Origin of the sequence: Mesorhizobium sp. M0011, assembly GCF_040324155.1 — a bacterium.
Lineage (GTDB): Bacteria > Pseudomonadota > Alphaproteobacteria > Rhizobiales > Rhizobiaceae > Mesorhizobium.
Genome location: NZ_JAMYVQ010000022.1, coordinates 17,069 through 43,505, shown reverse-complemented (window position 1 = coordinate 43,505; position 26,437 = coordinate 17,069). Strand labels below are relative to the sequence as shown.

At 64.0% G+C, this 26,437-nt stretch carries 26 protein-coding genes; 9 read left to right on the top strand and 17 right to left on the bottom strand.

Annotated features, from left to right (window positions below):
* Positions 1 to 4 precede the first annotated feature (4 nt).
* Genes NKK51_RS22420 through bcoG form a run of 3 tightly spaced genes read right to left on the bottom strand, consistent with a single transcriptional unit; the run spans position 5 to position 2,674 of the window.
* Entirely contained in the window at positions 5 to 1,108 is a 1,104-nt protein-coding gene (locus tag NKK51_RS22420) for a carnitine 3-dehydrogenase (RefSeq protein WP_127322329.1), read from the bottom strand.
* On the bottom strand, positions 1,105 to 1,734 hold the full coding sequence (locus tag NKK51_RS22415) for an HD domain-containing protein (protein WP_352554621.1): 630 nt from the start codon (positions 1,732 to 1,734) through the stop codon (positions 1,105 to 1,107). The genes NKK51_RS22420 and NKK51_RS22415 overlap by 4 nt, the downstream gene beginning before the upstream one ends.
* Before the next feature lie 22 nt (positions 1,735 to 1,756).
* A complete protein-coding gene (bcoG, locus tag NKK51_RS22410; protein ID WP_352554620.1) occupies positions 1,757 to 2,674 on the bottom strand; it encodes a 3-dehydrocarnitine:acetyl-CoA trimethylamine transferase BcoG in 918 nt (305 codons plus the stop codon).
* A gap of 77 nt (positions 2,675 to 2,751) precedes the next feature.
* On the opposite strand from bcoG, the gene NKK51_RS22405 reads away from it, so the two are divergent.
* Positions 2,752 to 3,732 (top strand): GlxA family transcriptional regulator, encoded by a 981-nt coding sequence (locus NKK51_RS22405; protein ID WP_023810588.1) that lies wholly within the window; start codon positions 2,752 to 2,754, stop codon positions 3,730 to 3,732.
* 14 nt (positions 3,733 to 3,746) lie between these two features.
* Here NKK51_RS22405 and NKK51_RS22400 read toward each other — a convergent pair whose 3' ends face one another.
* The 3 genes from NKK51_RS22400 to xylA all read right to left on the bottom strand — a co-directional run bounded on the left by NKK51_RS22400 (position 3,747) and on the right by xylA (position 6,183).
* Positions 3,747 to 3,950, bottom strand: a complete 204-nt coding sequence (locus tag NKK51_RS22400) for a hypothetical protein (RefSeq protein ID WP_352554619.1) — start codon at positions 3,948 to 3,950, stop codon at positions 3,747 to 3,749.
* 177 nt (positions 3,951 to 4,127) lie between these two features.
* Positions 4,128 to 4,604 carry a GNAT family N-acetyltransferase gene (locus tag NKK51_RS22395; RefSeq protein ID WP_352554618.1) on the bottom strand — a complete coding sequence of 159 codons (477 nt, stop codon included), beginning with the start codon at positions 4,602 to 4,604 and terminating at the stop codon, positions 4,128 to 4,130.
* Positions 4,605 to 4,857: 253 nt separating this feature from the next.
* Positions 4,858 to 6,183, bottom strand: coding sequence for a xylose isomerase (gene xylA / locus NKK51_RS22390; RefSeq protein WP_352554617.1), 1,326 nt, complete (start codon positions 6,181 to 6,183; stop codon positions 4,858 to 4,860).
* A gap of 112 nt (positions 6,184 to 6,295) precedes the next feature.
* Between xylA and NKK51_RS22385 the strand changes: the two genes are divergently transcribed.
* Positions 6,296 to 6,658 carry a nuclear transport factor 2 family protein gene (locus tag NKK51_RS22385; protein WP_063169801.1) on the top strand — a complete coding sequence of 121 codons (363 nt, stop codon included), beginning with the start codon at positions 6,296 to 6,298 and terminating at the stop codon, positions 6,656 to 6,658.
* Positions 6,659 to 6,855: 197 nt separating this feature from the next.
* Here NKK51_RS22385 and xylB read toward each other — a convergent pair whose 3' ends face one another.
* On the bottom strand, positions 6,856 to 8,310 hold the full coding sequence (xylB, locus tag NKK51_RS22380; RefSeq protein ID WP_352554616.1) for a xylulokinase: 1,455 nt from the start codon (positions 8,308 to 8,310) through the stop codon (positions 6,856 to 6,858).
* A gap of 82 nt (positions 8,311 to 8,392) precedes the next feature.
* Positions 8,393 to 9,718 (bottom strand): tetratricopeptide repeat protein, encoded by a 1,326-nt coding sequence (locus NKK51_RS22375; protein ID WP_352554615.1) that lies wholly within the window; start codon positions 9,716 to 9,718, stop codon positions 8,393 to 8,395.
* Between the two features lie 225 nt (positions 9,719 to 9,943).
* On the opposite strand from NKK51_RS22375, the gene NKK51_RS22370 reads away from it, so the two are divergent.
* Positions 9,944 to 12,733 carry an autotransporter family protein gene (locus NKK51_RS22370; protein ID WP_352554614.1) on the top strand — a complete coding sequence of 930 codons (2,790 nt, stop codon included), beginning with the start codon at positions 9,944 to 9,946 and terminating at the stop codon, positions 12,731 to 12,733.
* 52 nt (positions 12,734 to 12,785) lie between these two features.
* On the opposite strand, the gene NKK51_RS22365 is transcribed toward NKK51_RS22370, so the two are convergent.
* Together NKK51_RS22365 and NKK51_RS22360 are read right to left on the bottom strand one after the other, a co-directional pair.
* Entirely contained in the window at positions 12,786 to 13,409 is a 624-nt protein-coding gene (locus tag NKK51_RS22365) for a LysE family translocator (protein WP_352554613.1), read from the bottom strand.
* A gap of 96 nt (positions 13,410 to 13,505) precedes the next feature.
* Complete coding sequence (locus NKK51_RS22360) at positions 13,506 to 13,628, bottom strand: hypothetical protein (protein ID WP_013528283.1); 123 nt, start codon at positions 13,626 to 13,628, stop codon at positions 13,506 to 13,508.
* Positions 13,629 to 13,866: 238 nt separating this feature from the next.
* On the opposite strand from NKK51_RS22360, the gene NKK51_RS22355 reads away from it, so the two are divergent.
* From NKK51_RS22355 to NKK51_RS22330, 6 genes are all read left to right on the top strand, one after another.
* Positions 13,867 to 14,634 (top strand): L,D-transpeptidase, encoded by a 768-nt coding sequence (locus NKK51_RS22355; protein WP_352554612.1) that lies wholly within the window; start codon positions 13,867 to 13,869, stop codon positions 14,632 to 14,634.
* Between the two features lie 100 nt (positions 14,635 to 14,734).
* Complete coding sequence (locus NKK51_RS22350; protein WP_352554611.1) at positions 14,735 to 15,901, top strand: diphosphate--fructose-6-phosphate 1-phosphotransferase; 1,167 nt, start codon at positions 14,735 to 14,737, stop codon at positions 15,899 to 15,901.
* Positions 15,902 to 15,935: 34 nt separating this feature from the next.
* The gene (locus NKK51_RS22345) at positions 15,936 to 16,655 is read left to right on the top strand and encodes an MBL fold metallo-hydrolase (protein WP_352554663.1); all 720 of its coding nucleotides are present in this window, start codon (positions 15,936 to 15,938) and stop codon (positions 16,653 to 16,655) included.
* Between the two features lie 249 nt (positions 16,656 to 16,904).
* Positions 16,905 to 18,425: a DegQ family serine endoprotease gene (locus tag NKK51_RS22340; protein ID WP_352554610.1), complete on the top strand. Its 1,521-nt coding sequence runs from the start codon at positions 16,905 to 16,907 to the stop codon at positions 18,423 to 18,425.
* Between the two features lie 149 nt (positions 18,426 to 18,574).
* A complete protein-coding gene (locus NKK51_RS22335) occupies positions 18,575 to 19,186 on the top strand; it encodes a sulfite oxidase-like oxidoreductase (RefSeq protein WP_023813663.1) in 612 nt (203 codons plus the stop codon).
* Positions 19,183 to 19,929: an FAD-binding oxidoreductase gene (locus NKK51_RS22330; RefSeq protein ID WP_352554609.1), complete on the top strand. Its 747-nt coding sequence runs from the start codon at positions 19,183 to 19,185 to the stop codon at positions 19,927 to 19,929. Before NKK51_RS22335 ends, NKK51_RS22330 begins: the two co-directional genes overlap by 4 nt.
* A gap of 40 nt (positions 19,930 to 19,969) precedes the next feature.
* Here the strand turns inward: NKK51_RS22330 and NKK51_RS22325 are convergent, their stop codons facing one another.
* The 7 genes from NKK51_RS22325 to NKK51_RS22295 form a co-directional block, all read right to left on the bottom strand.
* Entirely contained in the window at positions 19,970 to 21,445 is a 1,476-nt protein-coding gene (locus tag NKK51_RS22325) for a nucleotidyltransferase family protein (RefSeq protein ID WP_352440479.1), read from the bottom strand.
* Entirely contained in the window at positions 21,442 to 22,119 is a 678-nt protein-coding gene (locus NKK51_RS22320) for a glycosyltransferase family 2 protein (protein WP_352554608.1), read from the bottom strand. Before NKK51_RS22320 ends, NKK51_RS22325 begins: the two co-directional genes overlap by 4 nt.
* The gene (locus NKK51_RS22315; RefSeq protein ID WP_352554607.1) at positions 22,119 to 22,871 is read right to left on the bottom strand and encodes a glycosyltransferase family 2 protein; all 753 of its coding nucleotides are present in this window, start codon (positions 22,869 to 22,871) and stop codon (positions 22,119 to 22,121) included. The genes NKK51_RS22320 and NKK51_RS22315 overlap by 1 nt, the downstream gene beginning before the upstream one ends.
* A 55-nt stretch (positions 22,872 to 22,926) precedes the next feature.
* Positions 22,927 to 23,661 (bottom strand): glycosyltransferase family 2 protein, encoded by a 735-nt coding sequence (locus NKK51_RS22310; RefSeq protein WP_352554606.1) that lies wholly within the window; start codon positions 23,659 to 23,661, stop codon positions 22,927 to 22,929.
* Between the two features lie 14 nt (positions 23,662 to 23,675).
* Positions 23,676 to 24,725 (bottom strand): serine kinase, encoded by a 1,050-nt coding sequence (locus tag NKK51_RS22305; RefSeq protein WP_352554605.1) that lies wholly within the window; start codon positions 24,723 to 24,725, stop codon positions 23,676 to 23,678.
* A 49-nt stretch (positions 24,726 to 24,774) separates the two neighbouring features.
* Complete coding sequence (locus NKK51_RS22300) at positions 24,775 to 25,206, bottom strand: PqqD family protein (RefSeq protein WP_023813656.1); 432 nt, start codon at positions 25,204 to 25,206, stop codon at positions 24,775 to 24,777.
* Positions 25,207 to 25,335: 129 nt separating this feature from the next.
* Positions 25,336 to 26,436, bottom strand: a complete 1,101-nt coding sequence (locus NKK51_RS22295) for an FAD-binding oxidoreductase (RefSeq protein WP_023813655.1) — start codon at positions 26,434 to 26,436, stop codon at positions 25,336 to 25,338.
* Position 26,437: the final 1 nt, after the last annotated feature.

Genomic DNA, 26,437 nt, shown 5'->3' with positions numbered 1-26,437 from the left:
GGTCTCAGCCTTTCTTCTTGCCGGTCTTTTTCTTCGGCTTTTCGGCTTTCTTCACCGGCTTCAACGCCTTGGCCTTCTCGGCCGCCTTGGAGGCCGTGGGCTTCTTCGCCGCCAGTTTGGCCAACTGCCTAGTATAGTCCTTGTGCAGGGCGCCGGCGCCCCAGCCCTTGCCTTTGTTCTGCTTCGACAGCGCGTCCATGATGGCGACCAGATTATCGTCGCGGATCTTTTCCAGTTCGCGGATCGACAGGCCATGCGCCTGGTCGTCCGACTGCGTGGCGATCAGGTCGACCAACTCGTCGTTGAACTCCGGCACATCCATCAGCTTGGTCCATGGCCATTTCAGGCAGGGCCCGAACTGCGCCATGAAGTGGCGCATGCCGGCCTCGCCGCCGGCGACGCGATAGACCTGGAACATGCCCATCTGCGCCCAGCGCAGGCCGAAGCCGTAGCGCATGATGTCGTCGAGTTCCTCGACCGTGCAGATGCCGTCCTTGATCAGCCACAGCGCCTCGCGCCATGCCGCTTCGAGCAGGCGGTCGCCGACGAAGGCCTCGATCTCCTTGCGGATCACCACCGGCTTCATGCCGATCGAGGCATACATTTCCTTGGCGACCTCGATCGCCTCTGGGAAGGTCTGTTCGCCGCCGACGATCTCGACCAGCGGCAAGAGGTAAACGGGGTTGAACGGATGCCCGACGACCAGCCGCTCCGGGTGCTTCTTCATCGCCACCTGCATGTCGGTCGGCTTGATGCCCGAGGTCGAGGAGCCGACAATGGCGTTGGCCGGCGCATGGGTATCGATCTCGGCCAGCACGCGGTGCTTGAGGTCAAGCCGCTCCGGCACGCTCTCCTGGATGAAGTCGGCATCGGCGACCGCCTCGGCGATGGTCTTGGCGAAGGTCAGCTTGCCCTCCTTGGGCAGGCCGCCGGGCACCATCTGCTTGTAGGCGCGCCGCGCGCCCTTCATCACTTCGCCGACCTTGCGCGATGCCTCGGGATCGGGATCGAAGATCGACACGTCGATGCCGTTGAGCAGCAGGCGCGCCACCCAGCCGGCGCCGATGACGCCGCCACCGATGGCGGCTGCCTTGTTGATGATGCTCATGCGGAAGCTCCGGCTCTTGTCGTGGCTGTTGCGGGATCGATGAGCGGCACGCGTTCGCCGGCGCGGATCACGGACGGGTCGTAGGCCTTGCGGGCAAAGACTTCGAGCACGAAGGGCCGGAACAATTCGATCGGCAGCGTGTCATAGTCGGGGTCGAAGCTCGACTGGTCCCAGCGTTCGCAAAACTGGTCGCAATCGTCGAAATAGGCGTGGCCGGCAAAGCGGTCGCGCGCATGGCGGTTACCGCCCAGATGATGGGCATAGTAGAGCCGCTGGAAGTCGCCATGCTTTTCCACCACCCAGGTGCATTGTTCGCGCACGAAGGGTTTCAGGATCGAAGCGGCATATTCGTCGTGATTGTATGGCGCGTAAATGTCGCCGATGTCGTGCAGCAGCGCGCAGGCGATCCAGTCGGTGTCGGCGCCGTCGCGCCAGGCACGCGTCGCCGCCTGCAGCGAATGGCCGAGCCGGGTGATCTTGTAGCCCGACAGGCCCGCGTCGAGCTGGACCAGCGCATCGAGCAGCCGCTCGCCGGTCCTTGCCGCATAGTCGATCTCATGCGCGGTCAGGAACTCGTAGTCGTCCCGGTCGCCATCCTTCATCGCGGTGAATTTTACGGTAGTCATGCCGCCCCTCCCGATGAATAAGTTATGCCGCGATCGGCGCCCGCTTGGTGAGGTTGAGCTTTTGCCGCACCTCTTCCGGCCCAAGAATCCTGGCGCCCAGATTGGTGACGATGCTGGCGGCACGCTCGACCAGCTGAGCATTGGTCGCCAGCACGCCCTTGTCGAGCCACAGATTGTCTTCGAGACCTACCCGGACATTGCCACCGGCCAGCACCGCCGCCGCGGCATAGGCCATCTGGTTGCGGCCGATGGCAAAGGCCGACCAGTTCCAGGTCGACGGCACGTTGTTGACCATGGCCATGAAGGTGTTGAGATCGTCAGGCGCGCCCCACGGCACGCCCATGCACAACTGCACCAGCGCATCCGGATTGAGCACCTTTTCCTCGACCAGCTGCTTGGCGAACCACAGATGGCCGGTGTCGAAGGCCTCGATCTCCGGCTTGACGCCGAGCGCCGTCATCATGCCGCCCATGGCGCGCAGCATGCCGGGCGTGTTGGTCATGACATAATCGGCTTCGGCGAAATTCATGGTGCCGCAGTCGAGCGTGCAGATTTCCGGCAGGCACTGGCGCACATGTTCCATGCGGTTGGTGGCGCCGCCCATGTCGGTGCCTTTTTCGTTGAGCGGCAGCGGCGCTTCCGGCGATCCGAACACCATGTCGCCGCCCATGCCGGCGGTCAGGTTCAGGATGACGTCGACTTCCGCCGCGCGGATGCGCTCGGTCACTTCGCGGTAGAGATGCACATCGCGCCTCGGCTTGCCGGTTTCGGGATCGCGCACATGGCAGTGCACGATCGCCGCACCCGCCTTGGCCGCATCGATAGCCGAATCGGCGATCTGCCTGGGCGAGCGCGGCACATGCGGGCTGCGGTCCTGCGAGCCGCCGGACCCGGTCACGGCACAGGTAATGAAGACCTCACGGTTCATCGCAAGCGGCATGGAACTCTCCTCCGATAGAAACAGAACACAACAATGCCCGACTTGCCGGAAACTGTTTTGCGTTTTACGAAGCTTCCATGACAAAAAGCGAAAAACCGACGATCTTTCGCGCCGAGCGTCTGCCGCTCAAGGTGACGCTGCTGGTGTTTTCGGGCTCGTCGATCATGTGCGTGGCCTCGGCCGTCGATCCGCTGCGCGCCGCCAACCGTATCTCCGGCGAGACCCTGTTCGATTTTCGGCTGGTCTCGGTGACCGGCGAGGCTCCGGTCACCACCTGCGGACTGCCGGTGGCGGTCAGTGGCCGTTTCGACGCGGGCGAGCCAACCGACGTCCTTGTCGTCGTCGCCGGCTTCGGCACTCAGAACTATGCGACGTCGGCCTTGCTTTCCGGCCTGCGGCGGGCGGCGCGTACGGCCCGCGCGTGCGGCGGCGTCGAGGCGGGTACCTGGCTGGTGGCACGCGCGGGCCTGCTGGAAGGGCGCAGTGCCACCACCCACTGGGAGGACATGGAGGACTTTTCCTCGGCCTTCCCCGGCGTCGATGTTCGCCCGGATCGCTATGTCATCGACGGGCCGGTGTTCACCTCGGGCGGCGCGTCGCCGACCTTCGACCTGATGCTGCATCTGATCCGCACGCGGCTCGGCATGGCCGTCGCGCTCGATGTCGCCAGCGTCTTCATCTACGACCAGGCTCGCGCCGCCACCGACGCACAGCCGCTGGTCTCGCTCGGCCGGCTCGACGGCTACGATCCGCGGCTGGCGCATGCCATCCGGCTGATGGAAGCGCATGTCGACCAGCCTCTGACCATAGAGGCGGTGGCAAAGCGTGCCGGGGTGACGGCACGGACGCTGGAAAGCATCTTTCGCAAATCGATCGGCGAGACGCCGGGCGCCTATTACCTCAGGCTGCGCCTCGGCGCCGCGCGCCGGCTGGTGGTCGATACGAGGGTTGCCATGGCCGATATTGCCGGGCGGACCGGGTTCTCGTCCGCCGCCGCATTTTCGAGAGCGTTTTCGAGGACTTTCGGCGAAGCGCCGGTCAGATTGCGGAGGGGGTAGGTTTCAACGGACGATCAGGCTGCGTTCTGGCGGTCGCCGTCGATTTGCGAGCGCATCTGTCTGGCCAGACGGGTCTCGAAGCGGCTGGCAACGGCGCGATCCCATTCATTCGAAATCTTGGCGTCGTCCGTTTTCCTCGGCATCGCCATCAGCCGGTCGATGATCGATCCAGCCTCGCCAAGTGAGAGCAGGGCGTCGATTTCACGTTCGTTCTGCATATCGGTTCGCCTCCTTCTTCCTCTCCCGCCACGAGCCACTCTTATACGAGATTCGTGACGGCAGTTTGAAGGCAAGAGCGAGGTCATTGAAGGGCGTCGAAGGGCAAAACCGTGTCGCGGGACCGGGCCATGCGCAAAGCTGTTCCTGCGCCTTGGCAGGTCAGGTCAAGGAGAAATCTACAGTCGCTTTTCGAACAGCACCGTGGTGAAGCCACTGTCCCATTCGTCATCGGGATAGCGATTTTTCTCGACATAGCCGACCGCCTTGTAGAGTGCTTGTGCGGGCAGGTTGAACGTGTCGGTTTCCAGCCGCGCCTGCGCCAATCCGGCGGCGCCGATCGCCTGTTCGGCATGGGAAAGCAGCTTGCGGCCGACACCTTGGCCTTGACGGGACGCCATCACGTGCAGGGCCTCGATGAAACCCGCGCGCCAATGGATCAGGCCGGCGACCTCGCCATCGATCTCGGCAACGGCGAATTCAGGCCAGTTCTGGTCGACATAGCGCCCGCCAATATCCGTCTCGACATAGCGCCGCGCCGCTGCTTCGGTGATGTTCGGCAGCCATGTGCCTTCGAACGTTTCCTGCAGCACCTGCTTCAACGCCGGAATATCGCTCGCCTGCGCCGGGCGCACGATGATTCGATCCCCTGCCATTTTCCGTCTCCCGCCAATGCATGTCGCCCAAAAGCGCACAGCGATTTTGGGATGGCGACATGCATAAAAATAAAGGCTGCCGCGCGGGCCTTCTTTCGGCGGCGGGCGTGGCGTCCTGGTCTCACGCAGGCTGCCGAAGATGTGTGCGATCCTCGGCAGCCTCTCGCGAAGTGGGCTGACTAGCAGATGGCGATGGCGGCGGCTTTCAGCCAGTGGTGCCGGATGTCGGCCCAGAGATGGAGCGGCGCTCGCCTTACACGTAGCGGTTGACGATATTTTCCAGCAGTTCCTGGCGGCCGGACCTCGGCTGCGGCTCGATCTTCTTCTTGACGACACGCTCGGCGATATCCTCAAGCGTACGCTTGCCGGCGAGCATCGCCTTGCCCTCGGCCGTGTTCCAGCCGGCATAACGTTCGGCCAGCGGCGCTGACAGCGCCTTGTCCTCGACCATGCGGGCCGCGGCTTTCAGGCCGCGTGCGCAAGAATCCATGCCGCCGATATGGCCGATCAGCAGGTCCTGCGGATCGAGCGATTGGCGGCGCAGCTTGGCGTCGAAATTGGTGCCGCCGGTCTTGAACCCGCCGGCCTGCAAGACGTGGTAGTAGGCCAGCGCCATTTCCGGCACGTTGTTGGGGAACTGGTCGGTGTCCCAGCCCGACTGGTAGTCGTTGCGGTTCATATCGATCGAACCGAAAATGCCGAGCGCGTTGGCCAGAGCCAGTTCGTGCTCGAAGGAATGGCCGGCCAGGATGGCGTGGCCCTGCTCGATATTGACCTTGACCTCCTTCTCCAGCCCGAAGCGCTTGAGGAAGCCGTAGACCGTGGCGACATCGTAATCGTACTGATGCTTGGTCGGCTCCTGCGGCTTCGGCTCGATCAGGATCGTGCCCTTGAAACCGATCTTGTGCTTGTAGTCGACGACCATGCTGAGGAACCGGCCGGCCTGTTCCTGCTCGCGCGCGAGGTCGGTGTTGAGCAGCGTCTCATAGCCTTCGCGCCCGCCCCACAGCACGTAGTTTTCGCCCTTCAGCCGCTTGGTGACGTCGATGCAGCTTTTTACCGTCGCCGCCGCGTAGGCAAAGACATCCGGATCGGGATTGGTGGCCGCACCCGACATGAAGCGGCGATTGGAGAACAGATTGGCGGTGCCCCAAAGCAGCTTGACGCCGGTCTGCTTCATCTTCCCCGCGAAGTAATCGGCGATCTCGTCGAGGCGCGCGGCACTTTCGGAAAAATCCTTGCCCTCCGGCCGCACATCGGCGTCATGGAAGCAGAAATAGGGCGCGCCGAGCAGCGAGAACATCTCGAAGGCGACGTCTGCTTTCAGTTTTGCCAGCTCCATCGTGTCGGTGCCGCCTGCCTTGGGAAACCACGGCCGGTCGAAGGTCTGGCCGCCGAACGGATCGCCGCCCGGCCAGGCAAAGGAGTGCCAGTAGGCGACGGCGAAGCGCAGATGGTCTTCCAGCCGTTTGCCGGCGACGACCTCGTCGGGATTGTAGAACCTATAGGCCAGCGGATTGGTCGAATCCGGCCCTTCATATTTGATTTTCTTGATGTCGCCGAAAAATCCGCTGCTCATGATTTCTGTCCTCTCACAAAGTTCTGCCGCCATTACCTCAGGCGTAATTGGTTTCAGGCCAGCGCTGGTCGAAAAGGGTCATGTCAAAACCGTCAAATGAAGGAGACAGACCATGACCGACCTCACCAAGATCGCTGAAAACTACATCACCGCCTGGAACGAAAGCGATGCCGGCCGCCGGGCCGAATTGCTCAAGGCGACCTTCACGGAAGACGTCAGCTATCGTGATCCGCTCATGCAGGGCGACGGCCATGAAGGCGTCGCGGCTCTGATCGACGGCGTGCAGCAGCGCTTTGCCGGCTTCCGGTTCTCGCTGAAGGGCACGCCGGACGGTTTTGCCGACAAGATCCGCTTCTCGTGGAATCTCGGACCTGAGGGGACGCCTTCGGTGATCGAAGGTACCGACATCGGAATCATCGAGAACGGCCGCCTGAAGAGCGTCACCGGCTTTCTCGACAAGGTGCCGGCGCAGTGAGGACTTCTGGGGGAGGCGGGCGTGAAGCGCCCCCCTCTGGCCTACCGGCCTTCTCCCCCGCAAGGGGGGAGATTGGTTGGCATCCGCGCCTTCGCCAATCACCCACCTTGCAGGACTGGCATACCCGCCAACGCTGCTAATCTCCCCCCCTGCGGGGGAGATGCCCGGCAGGGCAGAGGGGGGTGCCTCGCGCTCACTCACGCGGTCACGCTCTTAATTGCCGGGTACAGCGACCGGTAGCGCTGATATGCATCCGCATACGCCCCAGCGAGCGCAGCGTCCGGTTCAACGGTAGCATCCGTCCTGGGCGCCGTGCACACAGCCAGCGGATCGGCACCCGTCGCAGCAATCAGACCGAGCCGTGCGGCACCAAAGGCGGCGCCGAAATCGCCGTCGGCGGGAATGTCGACAGGCAGTTGAAGCGCGGTGGCAATCGCCTTCAACCAGTAGTGCGAGCGCGAGCCGCCGCCGATCGCCGTCACCCGCGTCAAGGTCGTGCCGGCCGTGGCCAGGGCTTCGAGGCTGTCGCGGAAGGCAAAGGCCACACCCTCCAGCACGGCCTGGGTCAGCACGGCACGGCTCGATTCATGCGCCAGCCCGGTGAACGCGCCGCGAATGGCGGCATCATTGTAGGGTGTGCGCTCACCCGAGAGATAAGGCAGGAAGGACATGCCGCTGGGCGCCTTCAATGTGTCGCCGAGCTCTGCGGTCAATTCGCCGGCACTCTTCCCGGTGATTTCGGACAGCCAGTTGAGCGAATCCGTCGCCGACAGGATGACCCCCATCTGATGCCAGGTGTTCGGCAGGGCGTGGCAGAAGGTGTGGACCGCGCTAGCCGGGTTGGGCAGGTAGGAAGCGTTGGCGGCAAACAGCACGCCCGATGTGCCGAGCGAGACGAAAGCGTGGCCGGCGCCGACCGTGCCCATGCCGCATGCCGAGGCCGCATTGTCGCCGGCGCCGCCGGCGATCGGAATGCCGGCCTGGACGCCCCATTTCGATGCCAATTCGCTGCGCAGTGCGCCTGCCTTGTGCGTACCCTCAACCAGCGACGGCATCTGCCTCTGGTCGAGCGATGTCGCCGCGAGCAGGTCCGCACTCCAGCGCCGCTTGCCGACATCGAGCCAGGACGTGCCGGCAGAATCCGACATTTCCGAAATGTGTTCGCCGCTCAGCCAGAGCCGCAGGAAATCCTTGGGCAGCAGCACTTTTGCGACCTTGGCGAAGACAGCGGGTTCGTTGTTCTTCACCCAGGCAAGTTTCGGCGCGGTGAAACCGGGAAAGACGATGTTGCCGGTCAGGGCGCGGAAGCGCGGATCGGCGTCGAGCACGGCCGCCTCGGCATGGCTGCGCGTGTCGTTCCACAGGATGCAGGGACGCAGCACCTTGTCGGCGGCGTCGAGCAGCGTGGCGCCATGCATCTGCCCGGACAGGCCAATGCCCTTGACTGCCGCGAGTTCATGCGGATGGGACGATTTGAGCTCGGCGATTGCGTCTTCGCAGGCCCGGACCCAGTGCTCGGGATTCTGTTCCGACCAGCCGGGATGCGGTCGTGAAACATCAAGCGAACCGTGGCCGGAACCGATGACGGTTTGCCCGGCATCGATCAGCAGCGCCTTGACGCCCGACGTCCCGAGATCGAGGCCCAGATACATGTCTTCCTCCCACGCCAGTTAATTTTTTCGGGTCTCGAAAAAATCTGGCTTGGCCAATTTTTAAAACAAGATCCGCTTCGGGTCAATTCTCCGACAAATCGGCGGCGCGTCGCACAAACAGCGCTGACAGCGGACTGTCGGGCCGCGCCATCGAACGCTCCGCCGTGAGCGCCCTGGCCAGCGCACCCTCACCGGCGCGCAACGCTGCCTCGATCAGCGTCAGGTCGATAACATCGCGTTGGGCGTGGCTGCCGCCGAAACGATGAGCGATCGAGCGGATCGGCCGGATCAGGCGCACGGCCTCGGTGTAGCTGCCCTCGCCGAATGCCTTGATGGCGAGCGTCAGCGGATGGCCGACATCCCGCGTGAAAGCCGCATTGTCGTCGCTGCCACGCATGGCCTCGCGCTGCGCCTCGAGCAAAGCGAGGGCCGGCGCATCGAACCCTGCACCGACAAAGGCCATCATCGCGTGGGCATCGTTGAAGGCATAATTGCCGGCGCCGGCCTTGTGCCAATTGGCGGCGAGCGCCGCCCAGCGGTCGCCGACATTGACGCCGCCGAGGGCGAGCCGCCACAAGACTGCCGAGGCATCGACCATGTTGAGCGCCATCGTCGATTGCACGCTGTAGATAGGGCCGTCATAGAGGGCCAGCACCGCGTCGGTCTCGCCGAGATCATAGTGGAACAGCGCCAGGTGCCACCAATTGTGGACCTGCAGGAAGCTCTCCCTTGTCCACGCTTCCGGGTCGGCCTGCATCCAGGCGATGCCATCTCTTTGCCGGCTCTGCATTTCCATGACGTGGGCGACGGCGTGCTGTGCCCAGCCGTCCCGCGGCTCCATGTCGACTGCCGCGCGGCCAAGCTGCTCGGCCCTGACATAATCACCCATTTCCTCCAGCCCGAAGGCCTGCATGCCGAGCATGGCGTGGTAGCCGGGCATGCAGCTTTGCCATGACGGCAGGGCCCGTGCGATGCGGTCGCGCAGCATGCGTGCATTGCCGGTGAAGAAATCGATCTGGTGGCCGACCTGCAGCGCCAGCCCGTCGCGGGGGGTCTCGATGGTGATGTCCTCGAGAATGCGGCTGGCTTGATGCCATCGTCCGCTGGCGAGATGCCCGAGGGCCGAGACATGCGCCCGCTCGCGCGTGGTCGCGGCAAGCGGCAGTGCGGCCTCATGGCAGGCCTTGGCCACGGCCGTCGCCTCCCGCTCGGTGGCGAGGCCGAACAGATAACCCTTGAAAGACATGCGCGCCATGACGAAGCCGGGATCTTCCGCGATGGCGCGGTCGACGGAGGCTACGGGATCGCCGATGAAGCACTGCAGTTCATGCACTGCCTGGCTGTAGGGGGTGAATCCCGCCTCCGTGGCGCCCGAAAGTGCCAGGCCGAATGCGTCCCTGGTTGCCATGCGATGTCCTTTTATCGACCCGTGACAGGCCTCGATCCTTCGGCCCAAACCGATCCTAAAGCATGGGCCACGGCAACGCCAACCGCGCGCTACGCCAGGTCATTTGAGTAGTCTTTGCAGTTTAGCAACCATGCGGGGCAGATTAGGCTTTGTAAAATCGAATGAATTGTGTCTTCATTACGGCGACTGGCGGGGGCTGGAAATCGCGAATCGAGAGGGGACGCGATGCGGCATATGAAGAACTCACTTCCGAACAGTCATTCTGAGGATGTGCAGGTGGCAGTTGCTTCGCTACGGCGAAAGCCGCATCCGCTACACCCGTGGCTTATTAGCATCCTCTCAACTACGGCTTTTGCGTTGCTGCCCAACTCCGCCGCGTTTGCCGCATGCGTGCTGGGTCCATCCGCCGGAAACACCGTTTACACCTGCGACAGCGGCGATTCAGGCGGCAGCCTCGCCGATCCCGATGGCGACAACACGCTCAATTTTCCCGCCGGGGGCACCGGGCAGATATCAGGCAATGTCACCTTTGGTGTCGGCACGGACCGCATCGATATGCAGTCAGGCGCCATCACCGGCACCGTCGATCAGGGCGGCGGCACCGATTTTTTCACCATCGGCGCGGGTACCGTCGCCGGCAATGTCCAGCAGGGCGCCGGCATCGACGACTTCAACATGAGCGGCGGCCAGATCGGTTCGCTCAACCAGGGCGACGGCCTGGACACCTTCACCATGACCGGCGGGCGCATCGTCGATTTCTTCGACGACGGCGACCGTGCCGTGATGACCGGTGGCCGTATCGGCCGCGTCAACATGAAGCTCGATCAGAATTACTTCAACATGTCCGGCGGCACCATCGACCGCAACCTCGTCACCGGCTTCGACAAGGACACGATCATCCTGTCGGGCGGCACCATCGGCGGCAACATCAGCGTCAGCGGCGGCAACGACAGCGTCACGGTCACCGGCGGTACGGTCGGTGGCGATATACTGATGAGCTTTGGCGCCGACAGTTTCGTCTGGAACGGTGGCGGCATCATCTATGGTTCCGTCGATCTCGGCGGCGATAACGACACCGCCAAGCTCAGCAACCTCACCAACGCCAATCTCGGTGCCACGGACGCCATATCAGGTGGTGCCGGCACCGATGCGCTGACCCTGGACAACGTCAAACTGGATGGGGTCAGCCGGCTTCAGAACTGGGAGAGCATCGACGCCACCAATGACACCGAGCTGACGCTCGACGGCAATCTGGTGCTCGGCGACACCGGCACCGGCACGGGTTCGCTCAGTGTCGATGCCGCAAGCACGCTCTATGGCGGTGGTTTCAACGCAGCGATCCAGGCCTTTACGGCAGGCCAGTTGGCGCAGGTCACCAATGCCGGACGCATCGACCTGACCAATGGCGGCACCGGCGCCACCGACAGCCTGACGATTTCGGGCAATTATGTCGGCCTGGGTGGCCTGCTGCTTATCCAGACCGAGCTCGGTGACGATTCCTCCGCATCCGACAAGTTGGTCCTGTCGAGCGGAACGGCTTCCGGTTCGACCGGCATCTCCGTGGTCAATCTCGGCGGCGCGGGGGCTGCGACCACGCAGGACGGCATCATGGTCGTCCAGGCAATCAACGGGGCCACCTCGGGCGCCACGACATTTGCGCTCGACGCCCCGGTCGCCGCCGGTGCCTTCGAATATTACCTGTTCAAGGGCGGCGTCAGCGCCGGCAGCGAGGAGAACTGGTACCTGCGCTCGACGCTGAACACGCCGGCCCCGCCGGCCGCAGCCCCGCCGGTGCTGGAACCTGCTCCGCCGCCGGAACCTGAGCCGCCGGCGGCCGAACCGCCGCCGCCGCCGCCCATCGACCCTGCGCCGCCGCCGCCGCCGGAGTCCACCCCCGGCGACCCCGATCCGGTTGATCCGGCGCCGCCGGTCGTGCCGACCGATCCGCCGCCCGCGACACCACCGGCACCACCGCCGGCACCAGTGGCAGATCCGCCCCCGCCGCCGCCGGTGGTGCCAACGGAGGTGCCCGACCTACCGACACCAGCGGCGGGCGAGGAGATCCTGCTCTATCGCATCGAGGTTCCGGTCTATTCGGCCTTGCCGCCGGTCGCCGAACATCTGGCGATGACGACGCTCGGCACCTTCCACGAACGGCGCGGCGAGCAGAGCCTGTTGTCGAACACCGAGTTGTCGCCGGTCTGGGGCCGCATCTTCGGTCAGGACAGCAAGATGGCATATTCAGGAACGGTATCGCCGTCCTTCGACGGCACCCTGTTCGGCCTTCAGGCGGGCTTCGATCTGTTCGGCCGCGAAACCGCGTCGGGCCAGACCGATCGCGCCGGCCTGGTCGTCGCCTATGCCAGCATGAATGGCGACGTGCGCGGCCAGGCGCTGGGCTGGAACGATCTGTCCGTCGGCAGCATGGATATCAACGGCACCAGCGTCGGCGGCTACTGGACCCGGATCGGCCAGGGTGGCTGGTACCTGGACGGCGTCCTCATGGCTACCTTCTTCGGTGGAAACCCAACATCGTCGCGCGACATCGGCATCGATGTCGGCGGGACCGGCATCACCGCTTCGCTGGAAGGCGGCTATCCCATCGCGCTGGGGCAAGGCTGGACGCTTGAACCGCAGGCGCAACTGGTCTGGCAGCAACTGTCGCTCGACGATGCGTTGGACCGCTTTGCTTCGGTTTCCTTTGATACGGACGGCAGCGTGACCGGCCGGCTCGGCGCACGGCTGCAAGGCGAAACAACGATCAATGGCATGGCGCTGCAGCCGTACCTCAAGGCCAACATCTGGCACGATTTCGGCGGCACGAGCCAGGTCAATTTCGACACCACCGATATCTCCACCGAGGGCAGATCGACCTCGTTCGAATTCGGTGGCGGTGTGATCGCCAAGGTGACGGACAAGGTCAACATCTTCGCCACCGGCGACTACACCACCAATCTCGGCGGCGACGAGCGTCGGATCCTCGAAGGCAATCTGGGGTTCAGCGTCAAATGGTAAGGCCGGTCACGACCCCGAAAAACAGTTTCGGGGTCATGGTCAGACAGAGAGCCTAATTGCTGGAACGCATCGCCACGGTGGCGATGCCGGCGCCGACCAGCAGCGTGCCGCCGGTGCGGTTGAAGATGCGGATCGCCTTGGGATTGCGCACCACGTTGCGTGCGCGTGAGGCGATCAGCGCATAGCCGAAAGCGTTGGCGAAGGCGAGCGCCAGGAAGGTCGTCTCGAAGATCAGCATCTGCGTCCAGAAATCGGCGTGCCGGTCGAGGAACTGCGGCAGGAAGGCGACGAAGAAGGTGATGCTTTTCGGGTTGAGCGCGGTGACCAGCCAGGCATGCGCCATCATCTTGGCCGAGGAGACCGCGTCGGTGCGCGGTTCGGCCTTCAGCGCGCCGCCGGCGCGAAACAGTTTCACGCCGAGATAGATCAGATAGCCGGCGCCGATCAGCTTCAGGATGGTGAAGACGGTCGCCGAAGCCGCCAGCAGCGCGCCGATGCCCAGCATCGACAAGGTCATCGCAGTGAAGTCGCCCAGCGCCACGCCGACGGCCATCGGCAAGGCGGTACGCCAGCCCTGGCCCAGCGCGTAGGACACGACGAGAAGGATGGTCGGTCCCGGAATGATGAGAAGGATCGTCGATGCAGCGCCGAAGGCGGCCCAGTTTTCGAAGGACATGCTCGTCTCCTTTGAGCTTAAAGAAGAGGATAAATCCTTAGGCCCGGGAGAATGTAAAGAGGCGATTGACCTGACTGCGCCAGCGGCGGATCGGTGTCAGTTCGCGCCGCTCAGCGTGCTCACGATATCGGCCAGGCTGACATTGGCACCGAGAACGGTTGCCGCCGCGACAATGGCAGCGGCAAAAAGCTTGATGTCGGTTTTTAAGGTCTTGCACATGGAGGGCCCTCGCTGATGGTTCGAGGAGTAGGAAACGCCGGCGCCGGGAATATGACCCGGCCGAGGTCTTTTTGTGCAGCAGCCTTCGTTCAAGCTCAGGCAAGAAGGTCGAACATCGTCAAGGCCATGCGCAAATGCAGGCTGTGCAAGGTCTTCACGCTTTATCAACCATGAATGATGAAAATGCCCGCTATCCGGCCGGACCGTGCTTCCCGCCGACAGCGTAGGGTCTGGGTATATGCGTGAGTTGCCGGAAGGTCTGACGCCGCCGCGAAATGGCGACGCAATCGAAACCGATCATCATCTTTCCCGCCGTGCCATCCTGTCCGGGGCAGGGGCGCTCGCGCTGCTGAGCGCCGCCGGTTGTTCGACCTCGGGCGGGGTGTTGCCGGCGCTCGAGCTCGACGACGTCACCACGGGTTCCGTGCGGCCGATCCGGCCAAGCATCAGCGTCGACAAGAACATCACCAGCCCCGGCGTCATGTATGCCGGGCTGACCGACGGCGGCTTCAACGTGCCGGAAGTGCCATATCTGAAGGTCAAGCCGGAATTCCGCCGCCAGATCGTCGTCGACACGACAGGCGAGGCCCCCGGCACCATCGTCGTCCATCTCAAGGAGCGCATGCTCTATCTCGTCCAGCCGGGTGGCGACGCTATTCGCTACGGCGTCGGCATCGGCAAGGATGGTTTCCGCTGGTCCGGCCGCGCCAACATCCAGTACGGCAGGGAATGGCCGACCTGGACGCCGCCGCCGGAGATGATTGCCCGCAAGCCTGAACTGGTGAAATGGCAGGCCGGACAGCCCGGCGGCCTCACCAATCCGCTCGGCGCGCGTGCCCTCTACATCTACCAGGACGGCAAGGACACCGGCTATCGCATCCACGGCTCGCCCGAATGGTGGAGCATCGGCCAGGCGATGTCGTCGGGCTGCGTGCGCCTGATCAACCAGGACATCATCGACCTCTACAGCCGCGTCTCCAAGAAAAATCCGGTCGTCGTCGTCTGACGCTTATGCGGCGTGTTGGCGCCGCTCGAAACTCCCGTTGCGCGATGCGGCAAGACAGGCCAAGGTGCCTTGAAAACCATCGCGCCGGGAGAAATCAAGCATGGCTGGAACGTTTGTCATCGCGCAGGGCGGCGGCCCAACCGCTGTCATCAACCAGACGGTTGTCGGAGCGACGCTGGAGATCCGCAAGCGGCATCCCGGTGCCAAGGTGCTGGGCTCCATCCATGGTGTGCGCGGCATCCGTGACGGCAATTATGTCGACCTTTCCGCCATCCCCGAGGACCGGCTGCGGCTGATTGCCGGCACGCCGAGCGCCGCCCTCGGCTCGACCCGCGACAAGCCCGACGCCGCCTATTGCGATGTCATCCTCGACGGCCTGAAGAAGGCCGGCGCCGACGCCTTCGTCTATATCGGCGGCAACGACACGTCGGGTACGCAGCAGATCCTGACCGATGCCGCCGGCGGCAAGATCGCCTTCGTCCATGCGCCAAAAACCATCGACAATGATCTCGAGGAAAACGACCACACGCCGGGATTCATTTCGGCGGCCGAGTTCGTCGCCGGCGCCTTCCTGTCCGTCGATCTCGATTTCCGAGCGCTGCCCGGTATCTATGTCGGCATCGTCATGGGCCGGCATGCCGGCTTCCTGACCGCCGCCGCAGCAGCATGGCAGCTCGACCCCGACGGCGGCCCGCACCTGGTCTATGTGCCCGAACGCCCGTTCTCGGCCGCCGGCTTCATCGACGACGTGCGCGCCACGCTCGACCGCCACAAACGCTGTATCGTCGCTGTCTCGGAAGGCGTCAGCACCGCCGACGGCAAGGCGCTGGTCGAAAGCCTGGTGCCGCCGGACAAGCTCGAGCGAGATGCGCATGGCAACGTCAAGCTGTCGGGCAGCGATCTGCCGGCCGCACTTGAGCGCGCACTGGCCGAAGGCCTGCCCGGCAAGCGCGCCCGCGTCGATGCGCTCGGCTACATGCCGCGCGGCTATATCGGCGCCATCAGCGCGGTCGACGCGCAGGAGGCCTTCGATGCCGGCGCTTTCGCCGTCACTGTCGCTGAACAGGGCGGCGGCTCGGTGGCGCTGCAATATGACGGCACCAGAACGGTGCTGAAGAAGGTGCCGCTGAAGAACGTCGCCGGCAAGACCCGCCACATGCCGGATAATTTCATGAAGCCCGATGTCAATCAGCTGTCCGATGCCGGCATGGCCTATCTCAAGCGGCTGGTGCCGGAAAAGTACAAGGTTGGGAAGCCCTTCGTCTGATGCCGGGTCACAGCTGATGCCTGGCTCACAGCTGATGCCGGAGTGGTTCAGCAGGAGCATCGTCGACGACAAGATGACGATGCTGACCGAACCGTTCGTGCATGAGTACCTGCGCGCCAACATCTGGCACCTGCGCGGCCGCGACGCCGATCTTTTGGTCGACACCGGCATGGGCATCCGTCCGCTGGCGCCGCAGATCCAGACGCCGCAGGGCAAGCCGCTGCTGGTCGTCGCCACCCACATCCATCTCGATCATGTCGGCTCGCTGCACGAATTCCCATGGCGAGCAGGGCCAAGGTACAGCGCGGAACAGTTCGAGAGCATGGATGAGGCGGCGACCTACGCTTACATGTTCCGCGATCTCGAGGGCGCCGTTTCGAAACCGCCGGCGCCGGGCTGGAAGGCGGCCGACTACAAGATCCCGCGTGCGCCGTTGACGCGGACCCTGGACGAGGGCGACATCGTCGATCTCGGGGACCGGCAATTCCGTGTGCTGCATCTGCCTGGCCATTCGCCCGACTCGATCGCGCTGTTCGACGAGGTCGACGGCCTGTTCTTCAGCGGCGATGCCATCTACGACGCCATGCTGATCGACGACCTGCCGGATTCCGACCGAGCCGCCTATGTCAGCACGATGCAGCGCCTGCTCGACTTGCCGATCCGCATCGGTCACGGAGGACACGGACCGAGCTTCGACGGCAAGCGCATGCGCGAGATTGCCACGGCCTATCTCGAGCGAACCGCCGGTGGCTGAGGCTCCAGCGAGGCAGCAAGGCGGGGCCCGACGACTTTGCGACGCTGCCGCCGTGCGGATATTAAATCTTCGTAAAGTCGCCCTAAAACCCTAAATCGGGCGAATCCGCGCCCTAGATGCAAGGCCGTCGATCCGGTTGACTGCCATGTAGGCGAGACGGGCAATTGCGACCTCGACACGCCGATGACCGATTTTCCCCGCACGGGAGAGGCCACGGCGCTGGATCAACTCTCGCCCGGACAAACGACCATGTCAGATATCCTTCGTAGGCATCGCGTCGCGGCCTTGCTGGGCGCTGCGCTGATCATATCCCCCTTCGTCATGTCTTTCGCCCAAGGCGAGGGCAACACTATTCCGACGACCCAGACGCCTGTCGCCGGCATCACCGCGCCCAATGGCTCGTTCGCACCCATCGTTGCCGCCGACAAGCCGGCGGTGGTGACGGTCACCACCGTCATGAAGGCACAGCCTGAAACGATGAGCGGTGCCTCTCCTTTCGACGGCGGCTCGCCTTTCGATGACTATTTCCGCCAGTTCTTCGGTGACCAGGGCATGCCGACGCCCAAGACGCCGCCACAACAGCAACCGCAGCGCGCCGAGGCGCTGGGTTCCGGCTTCATCGTCGGCGCGGATGGTACCATCGTCACCAACAATCACGTCATCGATGGCGCCTCTTCGATCAAGGTTACGCTCGACGACGGCACCGAACTTCCGGCCAAGCTTGTCGGCCGCGATGCCAAGAACGATCTCGCCGTACTCAAGATCAAGTCGGACAAACCCCTGCCGACAGTTAAATGGGGCGATTCCGACAAGCTCATGCCAGGCGACCAGGTGCTGGCCTTCGGCAACCCGTTCGGCATCGGCACCACCGTCACGGCAGGCATCGTCTCGGCGCGCGGCCGTGACCTGCATAGTGGGCCTTTCGACGATTTCATCCAGATCGACGCGCCGATCAACCACGGCAATTCCGGCGGCCCGCTGGTGGATGTCGCCGGCAATGTCGTCGGCATCAACACGGCGATCTATTCACCCAATGGCGGCAGCGTCGGCGTCGGTTTTGCCATTCCGTCGGGCCAGGCCCAGAAGGTGGTCGCCAAGCTGATGAAGGGCGGCTCCATCCAGTACGGCTATATCGGCGTTCAGATCCAGGAGGTGACGCCGGATGTCGCGAGCGCCATCGGGCTCGACCATTCCGGCGGTGCGCTGGTTTCAGAGGTCAACGACGGTTCGCCGGCGGCCAAGGCCGGCATCGAGACGGGTGACGTCATCACCAGCTTTGCCGGGCAGGACGTGAAGGATCCCAAGGACCTGTCGCGGGCGGTCGCAGATGTCGCGCCGGGCGCCCGGGAAACGGTCGATGTCTGGCGCAAAGGCAAGCCGATTCGGATTTCCGTCGATGTCGGCCAAAACAGCGCCGATGCGAGGACCGCGTCGCTGGACGACGGGTCCGACGCGCCGAGCGCCGGGCGCGCTCCGGCGATAGGGCTCGGCTTGATGGATATAACACCCGACATTCGCCAGCAGATGAACCTTGCCGGCAAGCAGCACGGCGCGGTGGTTGCCAGCGTCAACCCCGACAAAGCGGCCGCCGCTTCCGGAATACAGGCCGGCGACATCATCGTTGCCGTCAATCAGGTGCCGGTCAAGAATGCCAGGCAGGTAACCCAGGCGATCGCCTTGGCCGGCAAGTCCGGCAGGAAATCGGTGCTGTTGCTGGTCGAGCGTGGCGACGCTCAAATGTACATCGCGGTGCCTTTCGCCAATGGCTGAGAAATGGCGTTGACGTGCACGCGGAGCGGCAGGTCCATCGGTGACGGTCCCGCCGGTCTCCGCCCGTCAAGATTTAGGTTGCCCGTCACGACATCTTCGAGAACATTGCGTCAGGCCGATAGTGGCCTGATCGCATGGGGATTGCCGCTATGGTCACCCGAGGTTTCTCTTCAGGACGGCGCCCGCCAACCGATGGCGATGCCCGCATCCCGCCAGGCCAGTATCTAGAACAGGGTTTCCCGGTGCTGTCGGCCGGTCCGACGCCGCGCGTGCGTACCGAGGATTGGTCTTTCACGCTGAAACACGGGCCACGCCCGATCAAGAAATGGAACTGGACCGAGTTCAACGCGCTGCCGATGACCAAAATGACACGCGATATCCATTGCGTGACAGCATGGACCAAATTCGACACGCCGTGGCAGGGTGTGCTGGTCGACGATATCCTTGCCGATGCGGGGGTCGAGCCGCCGACCGGCTTCACGTTGGCGCACGCGTTCGACGGCTACACCACCAACGTGCCGGTCACGGATCTCACCGCCGGCAAGGCCATGGTGGCGCTGCTCTACGAAGGCAAGCCGATCACACCGGACCATGGCGGCCCGGCAAGGCTGCTGGTGCCGCATCTTTATTTCTGGAAATCGGCCAAATGGTTGAACGGCCTGCAATTCACCACGCGCGACGAGCCCGGTTTCTGGGAATTGCGCGGCTACCACATCTATGGCGACCCATGGCGCGAGCAGCGCTACACGGACGATCCATGAGCGATGCGGCAGCAGTGCAGTCGCCCTGGCAAACAGCCAGCATCGTCCGCATCGAAAAGCGCACGCCGCGTGTCACCAGCTTCTTTTTCCAGCCGTCTCGGCCCTTCGCCTATCGCGCAGGGCAGCATGTCGACGTCAGGCTAACGGCGCCGGACGGCTATCAGGCGCGCCGCTCCTATTCCATCGCCTCCGCGCCCGAAACGCATGGCGTAATTGAACTGGCGATCGAAAAACTCGACGATGGCGAGGTCTCGCCCTTCTTCCACGAGGTCGCGGCAGTGGGCGATGAAGTAGAACTGCGCGGGCCGCTTGGCGGGCATTTCGTCTGGCCCGAGGATGAGAGTGGGCCGCTTGTTCTGGTCGGCGGCGGTTCGGGCGTCGTGCCCTTGATGTCGATGCTCCGCCACCGCGCCGCACGTATTTCAGCGGTGCCCGTCGTCCTGGTCTTTTCGGTCCGGGTCTGGGACGAAGTGATCTTTCGTGACGAGCTGATCGTTCTCGACGAGCGCCAGGACGGCTTCGACCTGGTGCTGACACTGACCCGCGAAGCTGCACGCCGTCCAGCCGACTATGCGCGGCGGGTGGACGTCGCGATGATGGTGCAAGCCATGACGCGGCTGCCGGAGCCGCCTGGCATCGCCTTCGTCTGCGGCTCCAACGCCTTCGTTTCCGCGGCCGCCCAGGCACTGATCGATGCCGGCGTTGCAGCCGAAATCATTCGCACCGAACGCTACGGAGTGTGAACCGACGCCGCCTTTCGAGAAAGGTTCGTCGGATTCGCCGTTAGCCAACCGGCGAGAAATCCGCCGACAGCAGCTCGAAGGGTAAGGCGCCATAAGCAGCCACCGTGGCCGCGTCGTTCCATTCACGAAACTGCCGCGACGGTCGCGCCTCTAGCGTCCAGGCAGCTCGCGCGCCGTCGAGCGTCACCTTGCCGCGAAAATGCAGCACGCGTTCCCTGCCGGATCGGCTGATGGCCATGGCGCGCAGGCGAGCGATATGCTCGCCACCGTCATTGATCTCCATTTCGATGCGGCGCCGGACCGGCGGAACGCCGATCCTGACGGTGATATCGAGCATCATGTCGCCGGTGGTTTGCGGACAGGCGATGGCCTGCGAAAACATCAGAGGCGCCGATGCTGCTTGCGGCTTGCGCGCGGCCGGTCTGCCGCGCCAAGGTTTGGCGGGTGGCTCCTGTTGCAACCGGCCCTTCTTCCGCTTCAGGCGCAACTGCTTGGCAAGCCCGCGCGACAGCCAGACCAGGCCGCCGAAATCCGTGCGCGGCTTGGCTTGCAGAACCGACGACCAACGCGACAAGCCAGCTCCGTCGGCCATCTCTAAGATTCTGACCATTGTCGATTCCGGCACCGGAATGCCGATCTCGAACGCCAGATAGGATAGCGCCACCGCCGCTGGAACCGCCAGGCCGCGTCTGCCGACGATGTCGAGGAACATGTCCCAATCGACCTCTTCGCCATGGATGGCGACCGCGCAGTCGACAAGCCAGTCGCTGTGGGTGTGGGCGTCGAGGCCGCCATGGGCGATGGCCAGGGCCATGCGATCGGCCGGCGACGGCACGAAGACCGCGACGCCGCTGAATTCGGCTGGGACCGCCCGTTGCCAGATCGCCAGGTCGTCTTCCGCGCTCGTCTGCGACCCGTCATAGCCGAGCTGGTGCAGGTCGATGTCACCGAAACGGCCCTTGAAGAAGTTCATCGACCGCAGCGACGCCAACCGGGTTCGCAGATATTGCGCGCTGACGCCCGAGGCGATCTGCCAGTCGCGGTCGCGCAAGATGTCGAAGACGGCAGCCATGTCGCGCGGGCGCACCAGTATATCGATGTCGTGCGCCACCCGGCCACGCTGCGCCGACGCGTTCAAGGCAATGCGGCTGGCGCCCTTGATCAGCATGATGTCGGCGCCGCCGTCTGCCATCGCCTTCAGCGCCGGTTCGGCCTCGCGCATCGCCATGCGCGACTTCGTCCACAGCATCTTCTGCAGGCCGACGAGGCGCGGGTGCGCGGTATGCCCGGCCAGCTTCCTGCCGAACCTGTCGGAGATGGCGGCGAGCAGGCGATGTTCTCGAAACGAGACGAGATCGATGTCGTTCTCGTCCAGCCAGCGCGCGGCGCAGCCGGCGGCTGCGTCCTCGTCGGAGAGCAGCGCCGCCTTTAGCAACAGGTCCAGCTGGCCGGTGGGCCACGACCAGCCATAGTCCGGGAAGCGGCGGCCGATGCGGCGAACGGGCCTGGCGTTCAATTGGAGCCTGCCTTGTTCCGGGCTCGCCGCTGCATGGCGAGCCTTGCGACCTGGAGATAGCCCCGGTCGCGTGCCGGATCGCGGCCGTAGGAAAGGCTGCCCGGACGGATGCGGCGCAATGCAAGCACGTCGTCGAGCATGGCAAGGGCAAGGCCTGCCTCACGAACCCGGGCGATCCAGTCGATCATCTCGCCGCGACCGCCTGGTGGGTCGATGATGGGACCGATGCGCGGCACCACCTCCTGGCGGATCATCATCGTCGTGCGCGACCAGCCAGCTCCACTGGTCGCATCGGGCAAATCGGGGCTGTCGCCGCGAAACGTCCGCCAATGCGTAAAGACGCCCGCTGTCCCGGGATGACGGCCGAGATAGGTCAGCTGCTTTTCGACCTTGTCCGGCAGCCACAAATCGTCGGCATCGAGCGTCGCGATGAGCGGCGTCGAGAGTGCCGCAATGCCACGGGTCGTTGCGCTGCCAGGTCCGGCATTGTCCTGTCGCAGCACCGTCACCGGCAGGTTCATCGCATCGATCACCGCAGCCGTATCGTCGGTTGAACCGTCATCGACCACGACGATGGCCTCCGCCTTTGCCGTCTGGGCCAGAACGGAGTTCAGGGCCGCGCCTATGGTGGCGGCCGCGTTGAAAGCCGGAATGACGACGCCGTAGCCTGCCATCAAAGGAACCGCCACTGCGCGAGATCCTTGAAGTCGAAGATCCCCTCCACCCGGCGCAAGCTGGGATCGGCCTTGCGACGCTTCATCGACTTGTGAATGGCGCGCATGAACTCGCGAAAGGGCACATCGGCTTCCTTGGTCATGTTGCCGGGATGACGCCTGTAATAGAGAGCCACCGTATCGGGCATAACGTATTTTGCCTGGCTCTCAAAGATACGCAACAGATAGTCGGTGTCCTCGGCCTGTTTGAAATCCTCGTCGAAACCACCGGTGCGCTCGATGAGGTCTCGCGCAAAGATCCCGGCGGACAGGTGGATCCCTCGCACGGTGATGGAGTGGCTGTCGGCGGCCGGTTCCAGCGTCTCGCCATCTATCTTGTCTATCAGCGTCATGCGCGAATAGGTCAGGTCGAGGCCCGGATCCTCTTCGAAGCAGGCGAGATCCGCCTTGAACCGCCCTATCGGGGAGATGTCGTCCGAATCGAGAAACGACACCAGACGAGTCTGCGGCAGCAACTGCTTCAGCCCGGCATTGCGCGCTTTGGTGACCCCGCCATTGCTCTGCTGGAAAAGACGAATGCACGGGGCCTCGTCGATCAATGACCGCACGACGGCCGCAGAGCCATCGGTCGACCCATCGTCGATGACGATGATGTCGAGATCGATGTCTTCGCGCTGCCTGAGCAACGAGCGCAGCGCCAGGCCAACGAACTGTTCGCGATTGTAGACCGGCATGATGACGCTCAGCCTCATCGGAGTCTCCAGCAGCGTTCCGGGCTTGGCTGATCCGACCCGATTGTGTCGAGCATCATAGCATCTGCCAATCAGCGGGGCTCTTCAGTTCGAAAATACCCTGGACCTCCAGCAGAGACGGATCGGCCTTGCGTCGCCGCATCGACTTGTGGATTGCACGCAGATGGTTGCGGACCCTGCCGCTACGCTCCTTGGTAACATTCCCGGCGTGGCGTCGGTAGTAAATCGCGACGGTGTCCATCAACTCATAGTTCGGTCCCGTTTCGAAAACGCGCAGCAGATAGTCGGTGTCCTCCGCCTGCTCGAAATCATCATCGAACTGGCCCATCCGGTCTACAAGCGCCCTTCTGAACACGGCGGTGCTCAGCGAAATTCCCCGAAGCGTCATCGTACGGCTATCCACTGTAGGCTCCAGCCGCTCGTCGTCGATCCGGTCGACCAGCGTCATCAGCGAATAGGTCAGCTCAAGCCCGGGGGTAGCCTCGAAGCGGGCGAGATCGGCCTTGAACCGTCCGGCCGGCGAGATGTCGTCAGAATCCAGAAACGAAACGAACTCCGCATCCGGCGGCAGTTGCCGCAGCCCGGCGTTGCGCGCCCTGGCCACGCCCATGTTGGATTGCTGGAACAGTCGGATACAGGGGTTTTCGCGCATCATCGAGCGCACGGCCTCAGCAGAGCCGTCGGTCGAGCCGTCGTCGATGACGATGATGTCGAGATCGGCGGCGTCCCGCTGCCGCACCAGCGAGCGCAATGCCGAAACGACATAGCGTTCACGGTTGTAGACGGGCATTATCACGCTCAGTTTCACGAATCGCCCCGCGCGAGAAAGTCCGCAATCGTGCCGGCTATCTCCTGGGGCTGCGTCCCCAGCGACAGACGATAGCACGGCAGCAGGCGGGTCAGGTCGCTGAAGAAGCGAAAGCCGCTCTCCCGCTCGCCCGGCATCTGCGCTATGCCCGACGGCGCCAAGGCGATCATGGCATCCCTGCGCGACACCGGCACGATCGAACTTGCCCCGCCACCGTCGATATGTGGCGCCAACAGCGCGACGATGTCCAGAGTTTCGGGCACCGGTCGGGGCGCGATGTCATCAATGTGAAAAGCATGCTTGCCTTGCCAGTTGAGCGGACCATGCGCCGGCAGCCGATGCTTCAGCCCAAGCCGCGCGAACCCTTGGGGATCCTGCTTGAGTGTTGAAAACAGTGGGCGGGCAGTCACGCCGTTGGCAAGGTCGACCAGCACATAGTCGTCGCCGACGCTGTCCAGTCCGTTGAGGAGGCCGGCGGCGACGGTTCCGGATTTCCCGGCGCCGCCCGCGCCGGCCAGCAGGACGCCCTTGCCATTGGCGCCGAGCGTGCCGGCATGGGCAAGGCGCATGCCGCGCGCCCCATATTCCCAATGCAGGAAAGCCCGCAGCGGCGCTCCCGGCTCCCACGGCGGAAAGGCGTCGGCCGAAGCCATCAATTGCACGCCAACGCGACGTTGCGGATCATAGAACTGCCAGAAATCCAGGTCGTGGAAATGGTTGCCACGCAAACCGGCTTCCGCCAGTTGGGTGGCGAAGCCATGCTGCGTGAAGGCTCCCTGGCCCCACCTGGCCGGTGCCGCGATGCCGTCTATGCCGGGATGCGCGACGAAGACGCGGCAGATGTCGGCAGGCGTTCGGTTGCCCGGAGCAGTGACAAAGCCATGAGCGACGGCATCCGCCAACGCGCCGGCGCTGACATGCGCGGTCAGATCCAGATGCGGCAAGCTCGCCTTGCGGGTCAGTGGATAATGCGCGGCGCTGCTCTCTGCTTGCGCCAGGACATGACGTGCGTAGTCAACCAAGTTTTCGAGAGTGATGTTCGGCATGGGTTTGCCTGTTCCGGAGCTGTCCGGCAGCGAGAACCTAGTGGGCGGCTCAGTTGGCCTGCTTTACCGCCGGCCAGCCGAGGGGCTCCTCGACCTCGTGGATGGGATCGACGACGATGAGATCGGCGAGATCATCATGGATATCGACCTTGAGGGGCTCTCTGGCAGCGGCGAGCTGAGCCAGAAATTCGCTGGAAACCGGTCTTGCCACGCCATCGGTTACGGCCGCCAGCAAGCCGAATTCGAGCAATTGTGAAACAAAGCCGTCAATCGCGGCGGCATCGAGGGCGCCAATTCCGGTCGCGGCGCCGACCAGTTCGGAGGCAGGCACGCCGGACGACAGTGCATCCCAAAGCCTGCTGCCTGAATCAGAAAAGCCGAAATATTTGCCCGTGGTCAGGTCAAGAACGACGGCTTCGCCGTCGAAGGATTCAAAGACGATATCCTTGCTGGCAATGGCATAGATGCCGGATTGTCGCATATTTGCTCCCCCGCCGAGCAGGCCGCGGAGATGATCTTCGGGCCTTACGGTCAACCCCACCGTTGCAGGCGTCTAACCATTTGCAGGGTTTTTGGCAAGATGGCGCAGGCTCCGGGCGAGCGCAGCCGGTCACGCTTCGATTTCAAGCGCCGAAAGCGGCTTCGAGCAACAGGCGAGGATAAAGCCGTCCTCGATTTCGTGATCGAGGATGCCGCCATTGTGACTCATCTCGACGTCGCCCGCGACCTTCCTCACCTTGCAGGTGCCGCACAGGCCGAACTCGCAGGCGGCGGGAATCCGCACCCCAGAGGCGCGTGCCGTCTGCAGCACGGTCTGGCCGGCGACGCATTCGGCATCGACATCGGAAAGCGAGAACCGGATTGGTGTCACGGCCTCGACAGCAGCAGCGGCGCCGTCTTCCGCCGGCGGCGAGAACGGCGCCGGGATCTCCTCCACGGCAGGCGCCGCGAAGCTTTCCTGATGGTATTTCGCCATGTCGAAGCCGGCGGCTTCCAGCATGCCGCGCACGGCGCGCATGAAGGGATCGGGGCCGCAGCAGAAGATCTCGCGCTCGCGGAAATCGGGCGCCAGCAATGGCAGCCGGATCGCGTCGATGCGGCCCATATGGCCGAACCAGCCCTCGCGGCTCGACCGCTCCTCGATCATGAAGCCGAGCGACAGGCCGGGCATGCGGCTGCCGAGCAGCTCGAGTTCCTTGCGGAAAATGATCTCTTCCGGGCGGCGCGCGCAGTTGACGAAGCCGACATCGGTCCATGGCGCGCAGTCGTTCAGCCAGCGCAGCATCGACATCATCGGCGTCACGCCGGAGCCGGCCGAAATGAACAGATATTTGGCCGCCGGGTGGCTGTGCAGCGAGAAGTCGCCGGTCGGCCCATAGGCCTTGACGTGCGAACCGGGCGTCAGATGGTCGAACATCCAGCGCGTACCGGTGCTGCCCGCCTGCGCCTTGACCGTCACCGCGATCGAGAACGGCCGCGACGGCGAGGACGACAGCGTGTAGGTGCGCATCAGCGGCCCGTCCGATGTCGGCAATTCCAGCGTCACGAACTGGCCCGGTTTGTAGCGGAACCAGGTCTGGTTGTCGGAGCGGAAGGTGAAGGTCTTCACGTCAGGCGCTTCGTCACTGACGCCGATCACTTCCAGCACCTGCAGCCTGTCGTTCCAGGGCGTCATCTGGTCGAGATGGCGATAGAGGCCAAGGTCCGTCATC